This is a genomic window from Collinsella sp. CLA-AP-H1, from assembly GCF_040092945.1.
GTDB lineage: Bacteria > Actinomycetota > Coriobacteriia > Coriobacteriales > Coriobacteriaceae > Collinsella.
This window is the reverse complement of sequence record NZ_JBBNKO010000001.1, coordinates 207775-226707: the sequence shown is the minus strand read 5'-3', so window position 1 is coordinate 226707 and position 18933 is coordinate 207775. Positions and strand designations below refer to the sequence as shown.

16 protein-coding genes are annotated in these 18933 nt (G+C 60.9%); all 16 read right to left on the bottom strand.

All coding sequences use genetic code 11. From position 1 onward, the window contains the following. Positions 1 to 8 precede the first annotated feature (8 nt). Entirely contained in the window at positions 9 to 1157 is a 1149-nt protein-coding gene (gene recA, locus AAAV44_RS00995; RefSeq protein WP_022094695.1) for a recombinase RecA, read from the bottom strand. Positions 1158 to 1414: 257 nt separating this feature from the next. After that, positions 1415 to 1945 (bottom strand): CinA family protein, encoded by a 531-nt coding sequence (locus AAAV44_RS00990; protein ID WP_349114091.1) that lies wholly within the window; start codon positions 1943 to 1945, stop codon positions 1415 to 1417. 12 nt (positions 1946 to 1957) lie between these two features. Continuing rightward, a complete protein-coding gene (gene pgsA / locus AAAV44_RS00985; protein WP_349114089.1) occupies positions 1958 to 2596 on the bottom strand; it encodes a CDP-diacylglycerol--glycerol-3-phosphate 3-phosphatidyltransferase in 639 nt (212 codons plus the stop codon). Between the two features lie 9 nt (positions 2597 to 2605). Beyond that, positions 2606 to 3955 carry a 30S ribosomal protein S12 methylthiotransferase RimO gene (gene rimO / locus AAAV44_RS00980; protein ID WP_349114088.1) on the bottom strand — a complete coding sequence of 450 codons (1350 nt, stop codon included), beginning with the start codon at positions 3953 to 3955 and terminating at the stop codon, positions 2606 to 2608. 27 nt (positions 3956 to 3982) lie between these two features. Then, a complete protein-coding gene (locus AAAV44_RS00975; protein ID WP_349114087.1) occupies positions 3983 to 4480 on the bottom strand; it encodes a YajQ family cyclic di-GMP-binding protein in 498 nt (165 codons plus the stop codon). A 26-nt stretch (positions 4481 to 4506) separates the two neighbouring features. Then, a complete protein-coding gene (locus AAAV44_RS00970) occupies positions 4507 to 6018 on the bottom strand; it encodes a helix-turn-helix transcriptional regulator (protein ID WP_349114086.1) in 1512 nt (503 codons plus the stop codon). Beyond that, the gene (locus AAAV44_RS00965) at positions 6018 to 8795 is read right to left on the bottom strand and encodes a DNA translocase FtsK 4TM domain-containing protein (RefSeq protein WP_349114085.1); all 2778 of its coding nucleotides are present in this window, start codon (positions 8793 to 8795) and stop codon (positions 6018 to 6020) included. Before AAAV44_RS00965 ends, AAAV44_RS00970 begins: the two co-directional genes overlap by 1 nt. A 1-nt stretch (position 8796) precedes the next feature. Continuing rightward, positions 8797 to 10467 carry a ribonuclease J gene (locus tag AAAV44_RS00960; protein ID WP_349114084.1) on the bottom strand — a complete coding sequence of 557 codons (1671 nt, stop codon included), beginning with the start codon at positions 10465 to 10467 and terminating at the stop codon, positions 8797 to 8799. A gap of 653 nt (positions 10468 to 11120) precedes the next feature. Next, entirely contained in the window at positions 11121 to 13367 is a 2247-nt protein-coding gene (locus AAAV44_RS00955) for a polyribonucleotide nucleotidyltransferase (RefSeq protein ID WP_055309899.1), read from the bottom strand. Positions 13368 to 13516: 149 nt separating this feature from the next. Continuing rightward, a complete protein-coding gene (gene rpsO / locus AAAV44_RS00950; RefSeq protein ID WP_349114082.1) occupies positions 13517 to 13795 on the bottom strand; it encodes a 30S ribosomal protein S15 in 279 nt (92 codons plus the stop codon). Positions 13796 to 13933: 138 nt separating this feature from the next. After that, the gene (recO, locus tag AAAV44_RS00945) at positions 13934 to 14683 is read right to left on the bottom strand and encodes a DNA repair protein RecO (protein ID WP_349114081.1); all 750 of its coding nucleotides are present in this window, start codon (positions 14681 to 14683) and stop codon (positions 13934 to 13936) included. Positions 14684 to 14698: 15 nt separating this feature from the next. Further along, complete coding sequence (era, locus tag AAAV44_RS00940; protein ID WP_349114079.1) at positions 14699 to 15766, bottom strand: GTPase Era; 1068 nt, start codon at positions 15764 to 15766, stop codon at positions 14699 to 14701. A 12-nt stretch (positions 15767 to 15778) separates the two neighbouring features. Next, a complete protein-coding gene (locus tag AAAV44_RS00935) occupies positions 15779 to 16156 on the bottom strand; it encodes a diacylglycerol kinase family protein (protein ID WP_035138512.1) in 378 nt (125 codons plus the stop codon). 9 nt (positions 16157 to 16165) lie between these two features. Next, on the bottom strand, positions 16166 to 16669 hold the full coding sequence (ybeY, locus tag AAAV44_RS00930) for an rRNA maturation RNase YbeY (protein ID WP_349114177.1): 504 nt from the start codon (positions 16667 to 16669) through the stop codon (positions 16166 to 16168). 2 nt (positions 16670 to 16671) lie between these two features. Continuing rightward, complete coding sequence (locus AAAV44_RS00925) at positions 16672 to 17658, bottom strand: PhoH family protein (RefSeq protein ID WP_349114078.1); 987 nt, start codon at positions 17656 to 17658, stop codon at positions 16672 to 16674. Beyond that, on the bottom strand, positions 17639 to 18931 hold the full coding sequence (locus tag AAAV44_RS00920; protein ID WP_349114076.1) for a MiaB/RimO family radical SAM methylthiotransferase: 1293 nt from the start codon (positions 18929 to 18931) through the stop codon (positions 17639 to 17641). Before AAAV44_RS00920 ends, AAAV44_RS00925 begins: the two co-directional genes overlap by 20 nt. Positions 18932 to 18933: the final 2 nt, after the last annotated feature.

The following is an 18933-nucleotide window of genomic DNA, read 5'->3' as shown; positions in this document are numbered from 1 at the left end:
CGTAACCGCTACTCGTCGTCATCATCGAGCATGGCGGAACCATCGATGGCGTAAAGCTCATCAAACTCCTCAGGCGCAGGCTGATCGGTCAGCTCGACCTCGGACGGAGCATCGTCATCAAACTCAAGTCCGCAGGCAAGGCGGACCTTATGCTCAATCTCGTCGGCACAATCGGGGTGTTCGCGCAGGAACGCCTTGGCGGCCTCGCGACCGTTGCCGAGCTTGTCCTCACCATAGGCAAACCAGGAGCCCATCTTCTTGCAGATGCCGCACTCGACAGCCATGTCCAGAATCGAGCCCTCCTTAGAGATGCCCGTACCGTACATGATGTCGAACTCAGCAGAACGGAACGGAGCCGCCACCTTGTTCTTAACGACCTTGGCGCGCACGCGGTTACCGATAACCTCGTCCTTAAGCTTAATGCTGTCGATGCGGCGAATGTCGATACGAACCGAAGAGAAGAACTTAAGGGCGCGACCGCCCGTCGTAGTCTCGGGGTTGCCGAACATGACGCCGATCTTCTCACGCAGCTGGTTAATGAAGATGCACGTCGTGTTGGACTTGGACAGCGAGCCGGCGAGCTTGCGGAGCGCCTGGCTCATCAGGCGAGCCTGAAGACCGACCGTAGTGTCGCCGATTTCTCCCTCGATCTCGGCACGCGGGGTCAGCGCGGCGACGGAGTCGACGACGATGGCATCGATGGCGCCGGAACGCACAAGCATGTCAACGATTTCGAGCGCCTGCTCACCCGTATCGGGCTGGGAAATGAGCACCTCGTCGATATCCACACCGATGCGCGCGGCATACGTGGGATCGAGCGCGTGCTCGGCATCGATAAATGCCACAACGCCACCCATTGCCTGGGCCTCGGCCAAGATCTCGAGCGAAAGCGTAGTCTTACCGGAGGACTCGGGACCGTAGATCTCGACGATTCGGCCGCGCGGCACACCGCCGATACCCAGCGCGGCATCGAGGGCCAGGGCGCCCGTGGGAATGGCCTCGACCTCGAGCTCGGGACCACCGTCGCCGTACCTCATGATGGAACCCTGGCCGAATTTCTTCTCGATCTCGGCCTTGGTGGTGGCGATCATCTCATCGCGCTCTTTACCCGTCGTGCGAGCATGAACGGTACGTACGGGACCTGAATTCTTGGCCATGAATAGCCCTCCTCTTAACAACCTGCATCGATAATAAACGAACGGCTGTTCGTGGTCAACCGTTCAGGCCAATCATATGCAGGCGGTCTTTCCAAAACCCAACCAAACGCCGACCAAACACTGACCAAATGCTTGACCACAAAGGAACAAATAAGAGCAAGGAAGGCAAAAATACATCTACAACCAGCACAAACGCCAAATGAGCCTTAGGTCCCTATCTCCACAATTAAGGGGCTCGGAGGCCCCTTAAAACACGTCTATTCCATAGAGTTGAGCACAAGGGCAATGCGACCCAATGCCTCCGTGACCGCATGGGCACGAACACACGAACGGTCGCCCTCATAGTGGCAGCGCACAGAGTCCACGACCGGCACGCCCCCATCGGCGGAACGATGCGCACAGCCAATATAGAAAGTGCCCGCCGGATCGTCCTCAGTGCCACCGCCGGGGCCGGCATAACCCGTTGCGCTCACTGCAATATCGCTCTGGTACAGCTCCAGCGAACCCACCGCCATCTCGCGCGCGGTCTGATGCGACACCGCGGTATAGCGGTCGAGCGTCTCCTGCTCAACACCAAGAACACGATGCTTAATCTCATCGCAATAGGTCACCGCACCGCCACGCAGCACCGCCGAGGCGCCCGGGATATCGGCAATCGTCGAGGCGATCATACCCGCCGTCAGCGACTCAGCCGTCGAAACCGTCACGCCCCGAGCGCTCGCGCGCTCGACAATATCACGCGCCAGCTCCTCGTTATGTGCGGAAATCTGCTCAAAAGAGTCCGTCATACCCACCAGGACCTAGACCGAAAAGACAATCTTGCGGCAGTTCCAGAAGTACTGGGCGCCCGAGATAACGGTCAGGACAACGGCAACGGCGTACAGGAAGCGCGACACCGAGTAGATGCCGAGCGTCAGCGCCACCGGGCCAAGGTGCAAGCCGGCCATAGCAAAAACGCACAGGTAACCGCAAATGGAGACCATCGTGGTTGCCGTCTTATACTTGCCGAGCTTATCGGCCGCAACGACCACACCGGCCGCACTCGCGACCATGCGAAGGGCGCTCACCAGAAGCTCACGGAACAGGATAATGAACACGGACCACACGGTCACCGCGCCAAAATCCAAGAACAGCAGCAGGGCCGAGAACACGAGCAGCTTATCGGCGATGGGGTCCAAGAACTTACCGAAGTCGGTGATCTCGTTGCGCGAACGCGCCAGATAACCGTCGACCTTATCGGTGCACGACAGGATCACATACAGAATGAAGGCAGCGGCGGCGAGCGGGCCGTCGAAGGTGCTCCAATCCGTACCGGCAACACTCGTGTGAGAAAGCGCCGACACAATCATGAACACCGGGATAAAGACGATGCGAACGCACGTCACGATGTTGGCGGGCGTCCAGACACTCGTCAGTTCCTTATTTCTCTCGTTAGCCACGACGCTCTCCTACTCCACAACATGACCGATAAGCTCATAGCAGAAGCTATCGGTAAACTCGACGGTCAGAATATCGCCCACGGACGCCTCGCTGGCGTCCAGATGCACCGCGCCATCGGAATCGGGCGCCTGGAACCAGGCATGGCCGATCAGCTCGGCGCCATCCTCGGTCTCTTCGATACCGTCGACGATTACCTGGGCGCGCTCGCCCACATGTGCGGCGGTGGCGGCAAAACCGAGCGACTCGGCCAGGTCCATGGCCTCCTGGGCGCGCTCGAGCTTGACCTCTTCGTCGACCTGACCCTCCATCTTAGCGGCCAGGCTGCCCTCCTCCTGCGAGTAGGCAAAGACACTCGTGTAGTCAAAGCCGACGGTGTCCATAAAGTCGATAAGATCGCGGAACTCGTCGTCGGTCTCGGTCGGGAAGCCGACCATGGCCGTGGAACGAATCACGATGCCGGGGATGCGCTCGCGAAGGTCGCGGAACAGATCCTCGAGCTCCTGGCGCGAACCGGAGCGACGCATGGCCTTGAGAATGCGCGCGTCGCAGTGCTGCACGGGGATATCGATATAGGGCAGCACCTCGGGCGTATCGCGAATCGTCTCGATGAGTTCGTCAGTCATGCCCTCGGGCTGCAGATAGAGCACGCGGACCCAGACGTTGTGCGGGCGCACGGCCTCGGCGACGGCACGCAGCAGCTGCGCCAGATTGCGCGGCGAGCCACCGGCGACGTCCTCGTCGGCAAAGTCGGTACCCCAGATGCCCGTGTCCTGGCCGATCAGCACGATCTCGCGCACACCGCCGGCAACCAGGTCGCGCACCTCGGAGATGATGCTCTCGGCATTGCGCGAATGATAGCGGCCGCGGATGTAGGGAATCATGCAGAAGCTGCAGAAGCGGTTGCAGCCATCGGAAATCTTGACGTAGGCGACAGCACCCTCGACGGTACGTTTGACCTGCGGGATATAGGCTGCAATCTCACGCTCGACACCCAGCACGCCATCGATGACCGACACGATGCCGTCTTCCTCGTCGGCCTTCACAAAGGCAGCGACCTCGGGCAGCTCGTCAGGCAGGTCATCGCCATAGCGCGACGGCACGCAGCCGCACATGACGATGGGGCAAGAACGAACGCCGTCCTGAACCTCGTTGGCGAGCTCGAGCGTGGTCTCGATGCTCTCGGACGTTGCGGAGGCGAGGAACGAGCAAGTATTGACGATGGCGATATCGGCATCCTGCGGGTCGAATGCCTCCTCGTAGCCCGCGGCGGTCAAAAGAGAACGCATGCGGTCGGTGTCAACCTCGTTCTTAGCGCACCCGAGAGTGATGTAGAGCACGGAGCCCAACGGTGTATCCATGTTGGAGAGCAGTCCTTTCGATTGATATTAGCGGTAGTTGGTGAACTGCAGCGGCTGGCCGTAATCCTGGTCGCGCAGGAACTGGATCACGGTCTGCAACGCGTCCTTCGAAGCAGAGGAAACACGCAGTTTGTCGGCCTCGATGGTCACCTTGACCTTAAGCTTTTGGTCCTTGATGTCCTTGTTGATCTTCTTGGCGGTCGCTTGGTCGATACCCTCGACGATATGGCCGAGCACGCGCACGGTGCCGCCCGATGCCGCCTGCGGAGCATCCCACGAGACGGCCTTGAGGTCGATGCCGCGCTTGAGGAGCTTGGAGCTCAGCACGTCGACAATCTGTTTGGAGACAAAGTCGGCCGGGGCGTTGATCGTAAAGAGCTTTTCGCCCTTCGAAAGCTCGATCGTGGCGCCGGAATCCTTAAGGTCATAGCGCTGGGAAATCTCGCGCGTGGTCTGCTGGAAGGCGTTGTCGACCTCTTGCATGTTGACCTCGGACACGACGTCGAAGCTGGAATCTTTAGCCATGATGTTTCCTTTCGCGTACGAGCGGCCTAGTAGCTATCGTACGAATAGTCGGTAGAATCGGTGGGTGTCTGACCGTCAGTTGCGGTATCGGCGCCATCCGTGGACTGGGCATCGGTACCGTCTGTGGTATCGGTACCATCGGTGGTGTCGGTACCATCAGAACTTTCACCATTCTCGGAATCAGACGTCTCCTTCTTGGGAACGGTGATCGTCACACGCGCCACGCCCGAGGTCTTGGTATCGTAACGAACCTTTTCACCGTTCTTGGTAACGGTGACATCGGAAGGCTTGGACGTGGTGATCTCGATCGAAGACTCGGGCGTGTACTCCTGCTCAAAGGGGCCAGTCGCCTGGGCGCCATAGACCGACTTGCCGTCAACCTTGACCTCAATCCACGCGGTCTTTCCCTTGGCAACGGAGACTTTGACCTTCGTGACCTCGTTCTCTTCCTTCTTGGCCGTCGTCTTGGTAGCGTCCGAATCAGTCGACTCATCCGTCGCCTCATCGGTGTCTTCGTCCTCGTCGACCGTTTCGGACTTCTTAGAAGACTTCTTGGTCGTCGTCTTGGTAGCAGCGGGCGTCTCGGGCGTGGTCTCGGGCGTCGAAGATGCGCAGCCGCGCAGAAGCACCACGATGAGCACGATCAGCAGCAACGCCACGGCACCGATGCCGGCGTAGACGATACGCGGATCGAGCCCGTTGTTTTGAGGAGTACGTGATCCGCCGCGTCCACGACCGGAACTGCTGCGGCCGCCTCCCTGAGGCATACGGCCACGATTGCTATCGGAACGGCCGCGATAGCCACCCTGGCCCTGAAGGCTGCGCTGACCCGAGCGGGGCGCAAGTTCACCGCGGCCTTGATAGCTACGCTGGCCCGAACGCGGAACCGAAGAGCGCTGGCCATACGGCTGCGACTGAGAGCGGAGACGCGGCGTTACCTGCGTGGTATCGGCATCCGCATAGCCACCGCGAGAGCGTCCCGTAGAGGCACCACGGTAACCGCGATCGGAATAGCCGCCGTCGCCGTAGCCGGCACGAGGGTCACGCGCCACGCCGCGGGCAGCGGGAAGCGCACGGTCCTCAGGCATCGGCGTACTGCGGAACCGGTCACGCTGTGAGCGAATCTCCTCGCCCGAACCCGTCTCGGTAATATAACCGGCCTGCTGAGGACGCTGTCCATAGCGGGTCGAACGACCGCCCTGAACCATCAGGAAGCGCCCGTTATCGACCGAGGAACGCGAATTGACGTAGCCGGCGGCGTCCTGGAAACGACCGCCCTGCTGCGACGTCTCGCGTTCGTATGCCATCAGGTCGTCAAAGTAGGCATTAACGACATCGCGCGGATTGAGGCCCAAAAAGCGAGCATAGCTCGAAATCATGCCCTGCGCATAGCCGCGCGGTGGCATCGAAGCAAAGTTACCGGTCTCGAAAAACTCGATGATCTGCGGCCTGATTTTGATGGTGTTGGCGACCTGCTGAATGGAAAGGCCCATTCGGCGACGCTGCTCGAGCAGCATGTCACCAAAGCGTGCAGCCATCAGAATCCTCCAAACTCACGATCTTCACGTGCCATCTCGGCGTCGACAGACTCCAGCGCGGCAAGCCCCTCCTCGTCCAACAGGACCTCGCGCGGCTTGGAACCGTCGGGCGGGCCGACGACACCCTTTTCTTCCAGCATGTCCATAATACGCCCGGCACGCGCATAGCCAACCTTCAGACGACGTTGCAGGCCAGATGTGGAGCCAAGCTGCGATTCCACCACAATATGAGCAGCTTCCCAGATAAGCGGGTCGTCGTCCTGAGGCTCGGCAACTCCGGTGCGGACAATGCCGCCACCCGCCATGGACATGGAAGCGGGCGCCACAGCCGACAGGATCTCCTCATGGTAGTCGGGCTCGCTTTGCGACTTGACGAACTCGACAATCTCGTTGATTTCATCGTCCGAGACAAAGCAGCCCTGAATACGGCGAGGCTTGCCCCAGTCGACCTTGGAGAACAGCATGTCGCCCAAACCGGTGAGCTTTTCGGCACCCATCTGGTCGATGATGACGCGCGAGTCGATGCCCGTGGCGACGTTAAAGGCGATGCGGTTGGTGATGTTGGCCTTAATGAGGCCCGTCACCACGTTGGAGCTGGGGCGCTGCGTGGCCACGATAAGGTGGATACCGGCGGCACGGCCCAGCTGTGCAATACGCACGATCGAGGCCTCGACATCCTTACCGGCGACCATCATCAGGTCCGAGAGCTCGTCGATGATAATGACCAGATAGGGCATCTTTAGCGGCGGGTTATCGTAATGCTCGAACTCGCCGGCGGCCTGCTTTTCGTTGTAGGTCGAGATCTTACGCACGTTAAGGCGCTCGAAGACCTTCAGGCGACGCTCCATCTCGGACACGGCCCATTGCAGGGCGCTCGCGGCCTGCTTGGGCTCGGTCACTACAGGCACGTAAAGATGCGGCAGACCGTTATAGCCCGCAAGCTCGACGCGCTTGGGGTCGACCATGATCAGGCGAACGTCCTCGGGAAGCGCGCGCATGAGCAGGGTCGTGATGATGGAGTTGATCATCACCGACTTACCAGAACCGGTCGTGCCGGCGATCAGCAGGTGGGGCATCTTGGCGAGGTCGGCGACGACCGGCGTACCCTCGGCATCGCGACCGATGGCCAGCTCGAGCGGACCGCCCTTCACATAGGGCAGCACGTCGCCCAGGTTGACGTTCTGGCGCTTGCGATTGGGGATCTCGATACCCACAAGCGAGGTACCGGGGATCGGGGCAAAGATGCGCACCGACTGGGCAGCGAGCGAAAGCGCGATATCGTCCTCAAGGCTCGAAATCTTACTCACGCGCTCGCCCTCGCCGGGCTGAAGCTTAAAGGTCGTAACCGTGGGGCCGGCGATCCAGCCGACCACGCGGGCACTGCGGCCAAACTCAAGCAAGGTGGATTGCAGTGACTCGGCAGTCTGTTCCAGCTCCTTGTCCGAAGACGCGGAGGACGCCGACTGCGGGTTGGCGTGCAGGATCTCGAGCGGCGGAAGCTTGAGGCCGTCCTCTTCTTCGCCCTCGTTATCTGCGGCGCCACCGTCCGCTCCCCCATCGCTAGCCGCAGCCGATTCGACAGCACTCGAGGCAGACGCATCGGCAACCTTGGGATGCTTCAAGAAGTCGGGGATCTGAGGTGCTGCCGAAACAGGATTCACGGCAAACGGCGGCTCGGACTCGTCGATCTTATCGGGGTCGTCTTCCATCGAAAGCTGACCGGTTACCTGGTCGCGCTTTGCATGGCGGCGCGGCAGCAAAGTTGTCTTTGTGGTCTCAATCGGAGCCTCGTCATCCTCGTCATCGCCCTCGGTGAGCTCAATCTCGCTATCGGACCAAGACGGGTCGGGCTCGCTTGTATTGAGCTTAGGCGCAGCCTTGCCCTTCTTGGCATGGCGGCGCGGCAGCAGCGTCGTCTTAGCGCGCTCAGCCTCAACCGACTCGGACACGTCGACAAACGGATTCTCGTCCTCGTCGTCATCATCCAAAACCGGGTCCACATCGTTGCCCATGACCGTGGTCACGGCAGCATCGGAGCCCTTTTGACGAAGAATGCTCAGGTGCGGACGGGCAACGCCGGGCACCGACAGGGCTTCGTCGTCACCCCACGGGCTGGCGTTGACATCGGCACGACGGCGCTCGGCAAAATCGGCCGCACGGTCGCGAGCAGAGCGCAAAACGCCGCCAACCGAAAAGCCGATGATGACCAAGCCCACGACGACAAAGCCCAACAGGACTACCATCGCGATAGGCTTACCCAGGGCATTCTGCAGCGCACTCGCAATAAACGCACCGATGTAGCCACCCGAGGCGGACAAATTTTGCGGCGTGAACATAAGGTCACAAGAGACACTCGTACCCGGCACCATCAGCGAAAGAATGGAGACGACGGCGATAAAGACCACGGCGCCGCCCGCAACAGAGCGTACGTTGAGCGGCGAGTCCTCGCCTAAAAAGAGCGTGGCGGCAAACAGCAAAATGACGATCGGCAGCACGTAGGCGCCCAGACCAAAGCCCAGGTGGTAGAAACCGGCAACCGCAGCCGTAACGGGTGCGGTCGCCGGCGAAATCACGGCAATGAAGGACGCAATCGCCAAAACGGCGATGACCACGCCGGCGATATCACGGTTGGCCGAGGGCTCAACCAAAGGCTCAAAATCGTCGAAGTCCGCCTCGTGGCCCTTATTGGCACGCAGATGAGAACCGGCACCCTTAGCAGATGCCGGTTGGTTATTGGCCTTATTGCCTTTGGCGTTTTGTGCAGATCCACGCGCCAAACTAAACCTCCATGACGACCGGGATGATCATCGGACGGGTGCGCGTACGGCTCCAAATAAAGTTGGAGAGCGAATCGCGCACGGCCTTGCGAATGGCATCGGAGCCGCTGCTCGTAAAGCTAAATTTGCCCTTCTCGATCGTCTTCATAATGGACGCGGAGGCATCCTCGGAGAACTGGTCGTCGATGGCAAACGAGACGCCGCGGCCCGAGAACTCGATGGCCTCGATCTTCTTGTGCTTGAGCGAGACAATGGCAACAGCGGTAACCATACCGTCGTTGGCGAGCTTCTGGCGATCGCGCAAGACGATGGGGTCGGTATCGCCGATACGCAGGCCGTCGACGTAGACGACGCCGGACTCGACAGGCGTACCGCGCTTGACGATACCGCCGCGCATCTCGAGCGTGTCGCCGTTATCGAGGATAAAGATGTGATCATCCTTGATGCCCATCTTACGAGCAAGCTGGGCATGGGCACGCAGATGCACGGCCTCGCCGTGAACCGGCATAAAGTAGGTGGGCTTGGCCATGGCCATCAGGAGCTTGAGTTCCTCCTGGCTACCGTGACCGGAGACGTGAACGAGAGCGCGGTTCTTATCCCACACGTCGCAGCCGAGCTTGGCTAGGCTGTTGACAACCTGCTGGACGGCCTTCTCGTTGCCGGGAACGGGAGTTGCCGAGAGGATGACGGTATCGCCCTCGTGGATAGAGAGCGTCTTGTGCTCGCCGTTGGCCATGCGGGACAGGGCCGACAGCGGCTCGCCCTGCGAACCGGTGCACATGACGACGATCTTGTCGTCGGGCAGGTTATCGATATCGAAGGCATCAATGATATCGGCATCGTCGATGTTGAGGTAGCCCAGCTCACGCGCCACGCGGGTGTTCGTGAGCATGGAGCGACCGGTCACAACGACCTTACGGCCGCACTTACGGGCGGCATCGCAGATCTGCTGTAGGCGATGAATGTGGCTCGAGAACGACGCGATGAACACGCGACCCGGGGCGTTCTTGATGGCGTGCAGCAGGTTGGGACCAACCTCGGCCTCGGACTTAGTAAAGCCGGGAACCGTGGCGTTGGTGGAGTCGGACAGCAGCAGGTCGATGCCCTGCTTGGCAAAGCGGCTGATAGCGGCATAGTCGGGCGTGACACCATCGATGGGCGTCTGGTCGAGCTTAAAGTCGCCGGTGTGCATAACGGTGCCCTGGTTGGTGCGAATGAACACGCCCAGAGCGCCGGGGATGGAGTGCGTCATCGAGAAGAAGTCGAGCGAGATGCCACCCAAATTGACGTGGCTGCCGCCCTTGACCTCACGGAACTTGGGCGCACGGATGCGGAACTCGGAGAGCTTGCCCTCGATAAAACCGAGCGTCAGCTTGCTCGAGAAGATGGGAACCTTATTGTTGAGGTCCTGCAGCAGATACGGAAGCGAACCGGTATGGTCCTCGTGGCCGTGGGTGACGACGATACCGCGGAGCTTCTCCTCGTTTTCAAGAACGTAGGTGTAGTCAGGAAGCACCAGGTCGATACCGGGCTGGGAGTCATCCGGGAACATGAGACCGGCGTCGACGAGCACCATGTCGTCGCCGCACTCGAAGACCGTCATGTTCTTGCCGATGCCGTCAAGGCCGCCGAGCGGGATGATCTTCAAGGGAGATGATTTTTTAGCTGCCATAGGTTAGTGTGGTTTCCTTTCTTCGAAACGGGTCTGGAACAACCGACGGGGCGCTTCTGGCAAACCGACCGTCGGGAACGTACAAACATGCATCACAGAGTCGATGCAATAACCAGAGTATGATACCCATTTGCACAACAACAGACCACCCATGCATCAAAGCCCCATCTGAACTGGTCCATCCCGCCGGTCTGGGGCCATCGGGGGCCGGGGCGGGTTAAGTTTGCTGCTCTACAGTCCTGCGCAAGACGGAAAGCACATTAAGTGCTTTCCTTTGCGTGCGGAACTCGCGACAAACTTAACCCGCCCCGGCCCCCGATGGCCCCAGACCTGAAAATTAGGGACAGGTTTATTTTGGCCGGTTTTATCTGGGATAATGCCGCACATGCGTTTATCTAAAGATCTAAATTCAGATAACTGAATAGACTGTCTGACAAAATCGAAACCCGCACCAACCAGCCCTTTTGCTATTCCCGGTGGGGTCCGCGGATAAAGTTTATCGCGAGTTCCGCACGAACAGGAGGCCACTTAATGTGGCCTCCGTCGTGAGCAGGACTGTAGAGCAGGAAACTTTATCCGCGGACCCCACCGGGAATAGCAAAAGGGCGACCCCTGTCCGGGGTCGCCCTTGTTGAACTGCTTATGTGGAGCTGTTACTCGGCGTCGTGGTGGCGGCGGGGCTTGCGGCCTCCGTTGTCGCCGGGACGGCGCGGGCGATCACTGCGCTCGGAGCGCTCGCGACGCGGACGCTCACGGCGCTGGAAGTGCTCGCCGTCGCCTTCGGAGGCACCCTCGGCACGAGCAGGGGCCTCGGGCTTGTCAAGACGATCGAGCGAGATCTTGCCGCGATCGTCGACCTCGATGACGACGACCTTGACCTCGTCGCCCACGTTGAGGACGTCCTCGACCTTCTCCACGCGGCCCTTGGCGACGCGGGAAATGTGCAGCAGGCCATCCTTGCCGGGCAGCAGGTTGACGAAGGCGCCAAAGGGCTGAATGGAGACCACGCGACCGGTGTACTCCTCGCCCGGCTCGGGAACCTTGATGATGAGCTTGATGCGCTCGACGGCCTGGTCGACGGACTCGCCGGTGCCGCCGACAAAGACGGTGCCGTCCTCCTGGATGTCGACCGAAGCGCCGGTCTCGTCCTGGATACCGCGGATGACCTTACCGCCGGAACCGATGACGTCGCGAATCTTGTCGGTCGGAACCTGGATGGAGACGATACGCGGAGCGGTGCTGCGCGTGGTGTGGCGCGGCTCGGGGATCACATCGAGCATCTTCTGCAGAATGAAGGCACGACCCTCCTTGGCCTGCTGCAGGGCGCGGGCCAGGATGTCGAAGGTAAGGCCGGTGGCCTTGTTGTCCATCTGCAGAGCGGTAATGCCCTCGGTGGTGCCAGTGACCTTAAAGTCCATGTCGCCCAGGAAGTCCTCGAGACCCTGGATGTCGGACAGGACCACGGTCTTGCCCTCCTCCTGGATCAGGCCCATGGCGATACCGGAGACCGGGCGCTTAATGGGCACGCCGCCGTCCATAAGGGCGAGCGTGGAGCCGCAGGTCGAAGCCATCGAAGAGGAGCCGTTGGACTCCATGACCTCGGAGACGACGCGGATGGCGTAGGGGAACTCGTTCTCGTCGGGAAGCACCGGAAGCAGAGCGCGCTCGGCCAGATTGCCGTGACCGATCTCGCGGCGCTTGGGGCTGCCCATGCGGCCGGTCTCGCCGGTGCAGAACGGCGGGAAGTTGTAGTGGTGCATGTAGCGCTTGCCCTCGGTGGGCTCGATGGTATCCAGACGCTGGCCCTCGTTGAGCATGCCGAGCGACAGGACGGAAAGCACCTGGGTCTGGCCACGCTGGAACAGACCGGAGCCGTGAACGAGCGGCAGGTAGTTGTCCTTCACCATGATGGGGCGGATCTCGTCGGCGGCACGGCCGTCGACGCGCTCGCCGGTCTCGACGACCATGGTGCGCATGGCCTTCTTCTCGAGCTTCTTGAGCGCCACGGGGATCTCGCGCTCCCAAGCGGCCTGCTCCTCCTCGGTGAACTCGGCACGGATGGACTCCTTCAGAGCCTCGACTTTGCCGATACGGGAAAGCTTGTCGGCGTCGCGCAGGGCGGCAGCCATCTCGTCGTAGTGGGCGAAGATGCGCTCCTGGACCTCCTCGACGGGCTGGTCGAGCGGGTACTCCTTCTTGACGATGGGGCCGTTGACCTGCTCCCACTCGGCGACGAACTCGTCCTGAGCCTGGCAAAAAGCAGCAAGGGCCTCCTGGCCAAACTTCATGGCGGCGAGCATGTCGTCCTCGGAGATCTCCTCGGCGCCGGCCTCGACCATCGAGATGAAGTCGGCAGAGCCGCCCAGCTCCAGGTCCAGATCGGAGTTCTCGCGCTCCTCGTAGGTGGGGTTGACGATAAACTCGCCGGTCTCCACGTTACGGCCGATGCGCACGCAAGCAAGCGGGCCCTCGAAGGGCACGCCGCCGAGCGTCATGGCCAGAGAGGCACCCATGACGTTGATGACGTCGAAAGGGTTGACCTGGTCGGCGACGAGCGAGGTGGCGACGATGTGCACCTCGTTGCGGAAGCCGTCAGGGAAGCTCGGGCGAATCGGACGGTCGATCATGCGCGCGGTGAGCGTGGCCTTCTCGCTGGGACGGCCCTCACGCTTGAGGTAACCACCCGGGATGCGGCCGGCGGCGTACATCTTCTCGTTGAAGTCGACGGTCAGCGGGAAGAAGTCGTAGTTCTTGCGCTCCTTGGAGACGACCACGGTGTCGAGCATCGTGGTGTCGCCCTGCTTGACCAGGCAGGCGCCGGTGGCCTGCTTGGCAAGCTCGCCGGACTCAAAGGTGTAGGTCTTACCGTACAGCTCAAAGGTCTTGGATACGAGTGTCATTGTTCTCCTTTACCCCACAGGCCCCTTGCCTGCGGCCTTCTCATGTGACGCGAGCCCCCTGCCCCCGCCACGCTTCAGAGCGTGATTGTTCACGCCCTTACACAAAAAGAGCGCCCCGCTGCGCAGGACGCTCTTAGCATGTACAAATCCTACTGGATGTTGTCGCGGATGCCCAGAGCCTTGATGAGCTCACGGTACTCGACGATGTCGCTCTTCTTGATGTAGGAGAGAAGACGACGACGACGGCCGACGAGCATGAGCAGGCCACGACGGGTGTGGAAGTCCTTCTGGTGGGACTTCATGTGCTCGGTCAGCTCCTTGATGCGCTCAGTCAGGATGGCGACCTGAACCTTGGGGTTGCCGGTGTCGACCGGGGTGTTACCGAACTGGGCAGTCAGCTCCGCCTTGCGCTCTTTGGAAACAGTCATTGTTTCACCTTTCGTTTTACGTCGCCCTCGGGCGACTCGATTCGCCTCGGACTGGGAAGCCGCCGGTGGAGCGAGCAACCAAGGTCGAGGTACCAACAGGTCGGTATGTTACCACAAGCAGCCCGTGCCTGCGCATCATCACCGACCCAACATGAATTCCATCGCACGGAGGCGCTGATCGGTGTGCGTCGCAGCCCAAACATGCGAAAGCCCCAACAAAAAGGCTGCGGTATGGGGGTCGACCCTCTCGGCCATGAGCGCATCGAAGGTCATGGACATGAGGGCGCGCAGCCACGCGACCTCACCGGTCGACACCAGCTCGGCACCCGGAACGCTCGAAGCGCACGACCCGCACATGAGACCGCCCGCCTGGGGCGAAAAATACGACAACATGGGGTCTCCGCACAGCACGCAGGCCGAAAAATCGGGTCGATAGCCAACGTGCGACAGCAGCTTAAAGACATATGCCGCCACAAGTAGATCCATGTGTGCCGCGTCGAGCCCACTGCCCACCAGGGCAAGCGCTCGCTGCGTTATAGCAAAGGTAAACGGGTCCTCGGCGTCCTCGAACGAGCACACGCGCGCGACCTCGGCGATCGCACTTGCGGCGCAGGTCGTCTCGTAATCGGGCGCAACGCCGAGCGGAGCCTCCATAAGCTCGGCCTGGGAAACCACGTCGAGCGACCGTCCATGCGCAAGCAGCATATCAACGGTACAGAACAGCTCGCAGCGCGCAGCCAGGCGCCCACCGGGTTTGCGGGCGCCCTTTGCCACGGCACGAACCTGCCGACCCCGCTCATCAAGCATCGTCAAGATCAGGTCGGTCTCCTTAAGCTTGGTCTTATCGAGGACGAGCACCTTCGTGCGATATGTCCGGGAGCCTGCCATGCGCGCCGCACGTCCTTAGTCCTCGGCGTTGTAGCCAAAGCGGCGAATCTGAGCCTCGTCGTCACGCCAGCCGGCCTTGACCTTCACGTCCAGCTCCAAAAAGACCTGCGTGCCAAAGATACGCTCAAGATCGCGACGGGCGTCGATACCGATATGCTTGATCATCTCGCCGCCCTTACCGATGATGATGCCCTTTTGGCCCTCGCGCTCGACGTAAATGGTGGCGTGCACACGCAGTACCTTCTTGGTCTGCTCGAGCGCATCGCAGATCACACCAACGGAGTGCGGAATCTCATCACGGGTGCGGCGCAAGACCTTCTCGCGCACAAACTCGGCAACGAGCGTCTCGTCGGAAGCGTCGGTACCCATGTCCTCTGGGAACCAACGCGGACCCTCGGGCAAAAAGTGCGCAACGGTCTCGATAAAGGCATCGACGTTGAAGTTCTTGACCGACGACGTCACAATCTCGTCGTCATATTCCATGAGCTCATGCGCTGCCTTAAGCTGCTCCATGACCTGTGCGGGGTCGGCCTCATCGGCCTTAGTGAGCACCAGAACCTTCTTGGAACGGGCACATCTGACGCGCTCGGCAACCCAGGCGTCTCCCCTGCCGATCGGTTTGGTGGCATCAATCAAAAACGCGACGACATCGACATCGTTCAGTTCGAACAACGCGCTCTTGTTGAGCTCGGATCCCAAGCCGTCCTTGGGCTTATGAATACCTGGGGTATCGACAAAGACTAGCTGGTAGCCGGGACGGTTGACGACGGCGCGCATGCGGCGACGGGTCGTCTGAGCCACCGGCGAGGTGATGGCGACCTTTTTGCCATAGCAGGCATTAAGCAGCGTGGACTTGCCGGCGTTGGGGCGTCCGACCAGGGCCACAAAGCCGCTGCGGAAACCGGGTTCCACGTCGCCAAAGCCCATAGGACCGTCGTCCTCGTCGCACAGGGCGTCGAGCTCCTCATCGCTCATGCCCTCAAACGGGTCGAACTCCTCGACATCCTCGAGCCCCTCGGTATCCACCGCGTCCAAAGTCTCGTCGTCCAGGATCTCATCGGTAGGCTGCATATTGTCGGACATGGGAATCCCTTTCTAAATAAAGCCGAGCGCGTGGGCAAATACCAGCACGCCCACAATCGCGGCGGTGATGGAAAGAATGTAAACAGAGGCGGCGGCGATGTCCTTCGCACGCTTGGCCAGCGGATGGAGCTCCTGGGTCGCTAGGTCGACGATAGCCTCCATAGCGGTGTTGCACAGCTCGCCGTGAATCACCAGGCCACAACAGATGATAATCGTGGCCCACTCGGCAATGTCGAGGCCCACGATACAGCCGGCAATGACGGTGCACACGCCCGCCACGAGCATGACCTTAATGTTGCGCTCGGTCTTGACAGCGGTGACGAAGCCCTCCATGGCGTAGGAAAACGACTTTAAGAAGGACGGATGGTCCTTGTTCGATCCGGGAATCATAGACGGCTCCTAGTCGTGGGCGTGGTTGGTGATGGGGCCGACGTGGACTAGCTTGGGGTCCTCGCCGCGCTCGAGCGCCAGATCGCGCAGGATGGCGTCCTCGCGGGCCTCCATGACCTCGGCCTCGTCGTCCTCGATATGGTCATAGCCCAGCAGGTGCAGCATGCCGTGTACGAGCATCAGACGACACTCGTCAGCGGGGCTATTGCCAAAACCGGGGGCCTGACGGGCAATAACCTGCGGGGCCAAGATGATATCGCCGAGCTCGAGCGTCTCGTCGGCGGGAATATCCTCGTCAAAGGCCGAGTCGCATTCAAACGAGAGCACATCGGTGGTGCGGTCGATACCGCGCCACTCGTGGTTGAGCTCGTGCATCTCGTCCTCGTCGACATACGAAAGGGAAATCTCGACTTCACGCTCAACGCCCTCGGCGGCAAGCACAACCTCGCAGATGTGCTCCACCTCCTGCGCGTCGAGCAGCGTATCGAGCTCGGCATCGTTGCTGATCAACACACTCAACGGGACTCCTTTCGGTCACGTACGCGCTTCTCGCGCACATCATCATAAGTATCGTATGCCTCGACGATACGACCCACCAGGGCATGGCGCACCACGTCGGCACGCTCGAGGTGCGAAAATGCGACATCATCGACACGGCCCAAAATCTTCTCGACATCCGCCAAGCCGCCACGACGACCCACCAGGTCGCGCTGGCTCAGGTCGCCGGTAATCACGAACTTGGAGTTGAACCCAAGGCGTGTCAGGAACATCTTCATCTGCTCGGGCGTGGTATTTTGCGCCTCGTCGAGCACCACGAAGGCATCACTCAGCGTGCGGCCGCGCATGTAGGCAAGCGGGGCGATCTCGATCACGCCGCGCTCCATAAGCTCATCGGTGCGCTCGCGATCCATCATGTCAAAAAGGGCGTCGTAAAGCGGACGCATGTAGGGATCGATCTTTTCCTCGAGGGTGCCGGGCAAAAAGCCCAGATTCTCCCCCGCCTCGACAACCGGACGCGTCAAGATCAGACGGCCCACCTCGTGACGCTTGAGCGCGGCAACGGCGAGCGCCATAGCCAGATAGGTCTTACCGGTACCGGCAGGACCCAAGCCAAACGTGATGGTATGCGAGCGGATGGCATCCACATAGCGCTTTTGCCCGAGCGTCTTGGGGCGAATGACGCGGCCGCGATACGAAAGCAGCACGTCATCGCGAAGCGACGTAGCCTCGTGCTCACCGTCGCGCAAAACGGCCAGGCAGCGAGAGACATCGTCGGCAGACAGCGTGCGCCCGGCGGCCGCCTCGCGAAAAGCGTGCTCGAAAAAGCGCGCCACGAGTTCGACCTCGTCCGGGTCGCCGCTCACGGAGATGCTATCGCCACGGGCGACCACATGGGCGCGAACCAAGCTCTCGAGCGCACGAAGGACGCCGTCGCCGGCGCCCAAAACGCGCGAGGGATCAATCCCCTCGGGAACGGTAAGTCTAATCTTCGAGGCTTCCATGAACCTCCCTGTGTGCATGGACCAAGCCGGAATCATCGACTCCGATGATAGCAACATCGAGCAGGCACGGGGCTGTAAGTCCACAGGTATCGTCAAGACGGGCATGATGGAACGAGCCGAGCGTCAGGTTGTCGCCATACTCGAGCACGGCACGCTCGACCGTGCCCACGCGACGGCGAGCGTCGGCAATAGCGAGCTCCTGTGCGGCGGCCCGCATACGGCGGCTGCGCTCGGCCATAACCTCGGGCGGAACCTGGTCGGGCATCTCGGCAGCAAGGGTACCGGGACGCTTGCTGTAGCGGAATACGTGCATACGCGAGAAACCCACACGGCGACACAGCGCCAGCGACTCCTCGAACTCCTCGTCCGTCTCGCCAGGGAAGCCGACAATAACGTCGCAAGAAAGTGACGCCTGCGGCAGATTGGCGCGAATCATACGCACCGTGTCCTCAAAGGCCTCCGCACTATAGGGACGGCCCATGCGATGCAGGGTCGCCGTGCAGCCGGACTGCACGGGCAGGTGCAAAAACGGGGCGATACGCTGCGGATAGCGCGCCATAACCTTAAGCAGGCGCTCAGAGATATCCATGGGCTCAACCGAGGAAATGCGCACATGCGGGATAGACGTGCGCTCCATGATGGCCTCGAGCAGCTCATCGATTTCGACATGCTCGTCGGTCGCGCTCTTGCCATCGTAGGCGCCCAGGTTCACACCGGTCAGCACCACCTCTGGCACGCCGGCCTCCTGGGCCTCGCGAACTTGCTCGAGCACGGACTCAACGGGCACGGAGCGCTCGGGGCCGCGTGCCTTCCACACAATGCAATAGGTGCAGCGATGGTTGCAGCCGTCCTGAATCTTCACGCCCAGGCGAGAGCGACCGAGCGCATCGACCACCTCACCATCGCTGCAGGCGGGAACGCTATCGGACTCAACGCCCAGCACCTCGCAGACACGTTCGGCGACATCAATCTTGGACGGCTCGGCGATCACGCGATCCGAAAGCTCCAGCAGCTCCTCGGGATGTAAATTGACCACGCAACCGGTCACAAGCACATAGGGCTCGTTAGGATGGGCCAGCGCATGACGGACGGCCTTACGGGTCTTGGCCTCGGCCTCGCCCGTAACGGCACAGGTGTTAATGACGATCAGATCGGCATCCTGGGGATCCACAATAGCAAAGCCCAGACGCATAAGATCGGCAGTGATACGGTCAGACTCAACCCGGTTGACGCGGCAGCCGAGGTTGACGACGGAAATATGGGGTGCGAGCACGC

Excerpts from the sequence above, each read along its gene's own strand:
- recA (WP_022094695.1), bottom strand. The coding sequence starts at position 1,157 with ATGGCCAAGAATTCAGGTCCCGTACGTACCGTTCATGCTCGCACGACG.
- AAAV44_RS00990 (WP_349114091.1), bottom strand. The coding sequence starts at position 1,945 with ATGACGGACTCTTTTGAGCAGATTTCCGCACATAACGAGGAGCTGGCG.
- rimO (WP_349114088.1), bottom strand. The coding sequence starts at position 3,955 with ATGGATACACCGTTGGGCTCCGTGCTCTACATCACTCTCGGGTGCGCT.
- AAAV44_RS00975 (WP_349114087.1), bottom strand. The coding sequence starts at position 4,480 with ATGGCTAAAGATTCCAGCTTCGACGTCGTGTCCGAGGTCAACATGCAA.
- AAAV44_RS00970 (WP_349114086.1), bottom strand. The coding sequence starts at position 6,018 with ATGGCTGCACGCTTTGGTGACATGCTGCTCGAGCAGCGTCGCCGAATG.
- AAAV44_RS00960 (WP_349114084.1), bottom strand. The coding sequence starts at position 10,467 with ATGGCAGCTAAAAAATCATCTCCCTTGAAGATCATCCCGCTCGGCGGC.
- AAAV44_RS00955 (WP_055309899.1), bottom strand. The coding sequence starts at position 13,367 with ATGACACTCGTATCCAAGACCTTTGAGCTGTACGGTAAGACCTACACC.
- rpsO (WP_349114082.1), bottom strand. The coding sequence starts at position 13,795 with ATGACTGTTTCCAAAGAGCGCAAGGCGGAGCTGACTGCCCAGTTCGGT.
- recO (WP_349114081.1), bottom strand. The coding sequence starts at position 14,683 with ATGGCAGGCTCCCGGACATATCGCACGAAGGTGCTCGTCCTCGATAAG.
- era (WP_349114079.1), bottom strand. The coding sequence starts at position 15,766 with ATGTCCGACAATATGCAGCCTACCGATGAGATCCTGGACGACGAGACT.
- AAAV44_RS00935 (WP_035138512.1), bottom strand. The coding sequence starts at position 16,156 with ATGATTCCCGGATCGAACAAGGACCATCCGTCCTTCTTAAAGTCGTTT.
- AAAV44_RS00925 (WP_349114078.1), bottom strand. The coding sequence starts at position 17,658 with ATGGAAGCCTCGAAGATTAGACTTACCGTTCCCGAGGGGATTGATCCC.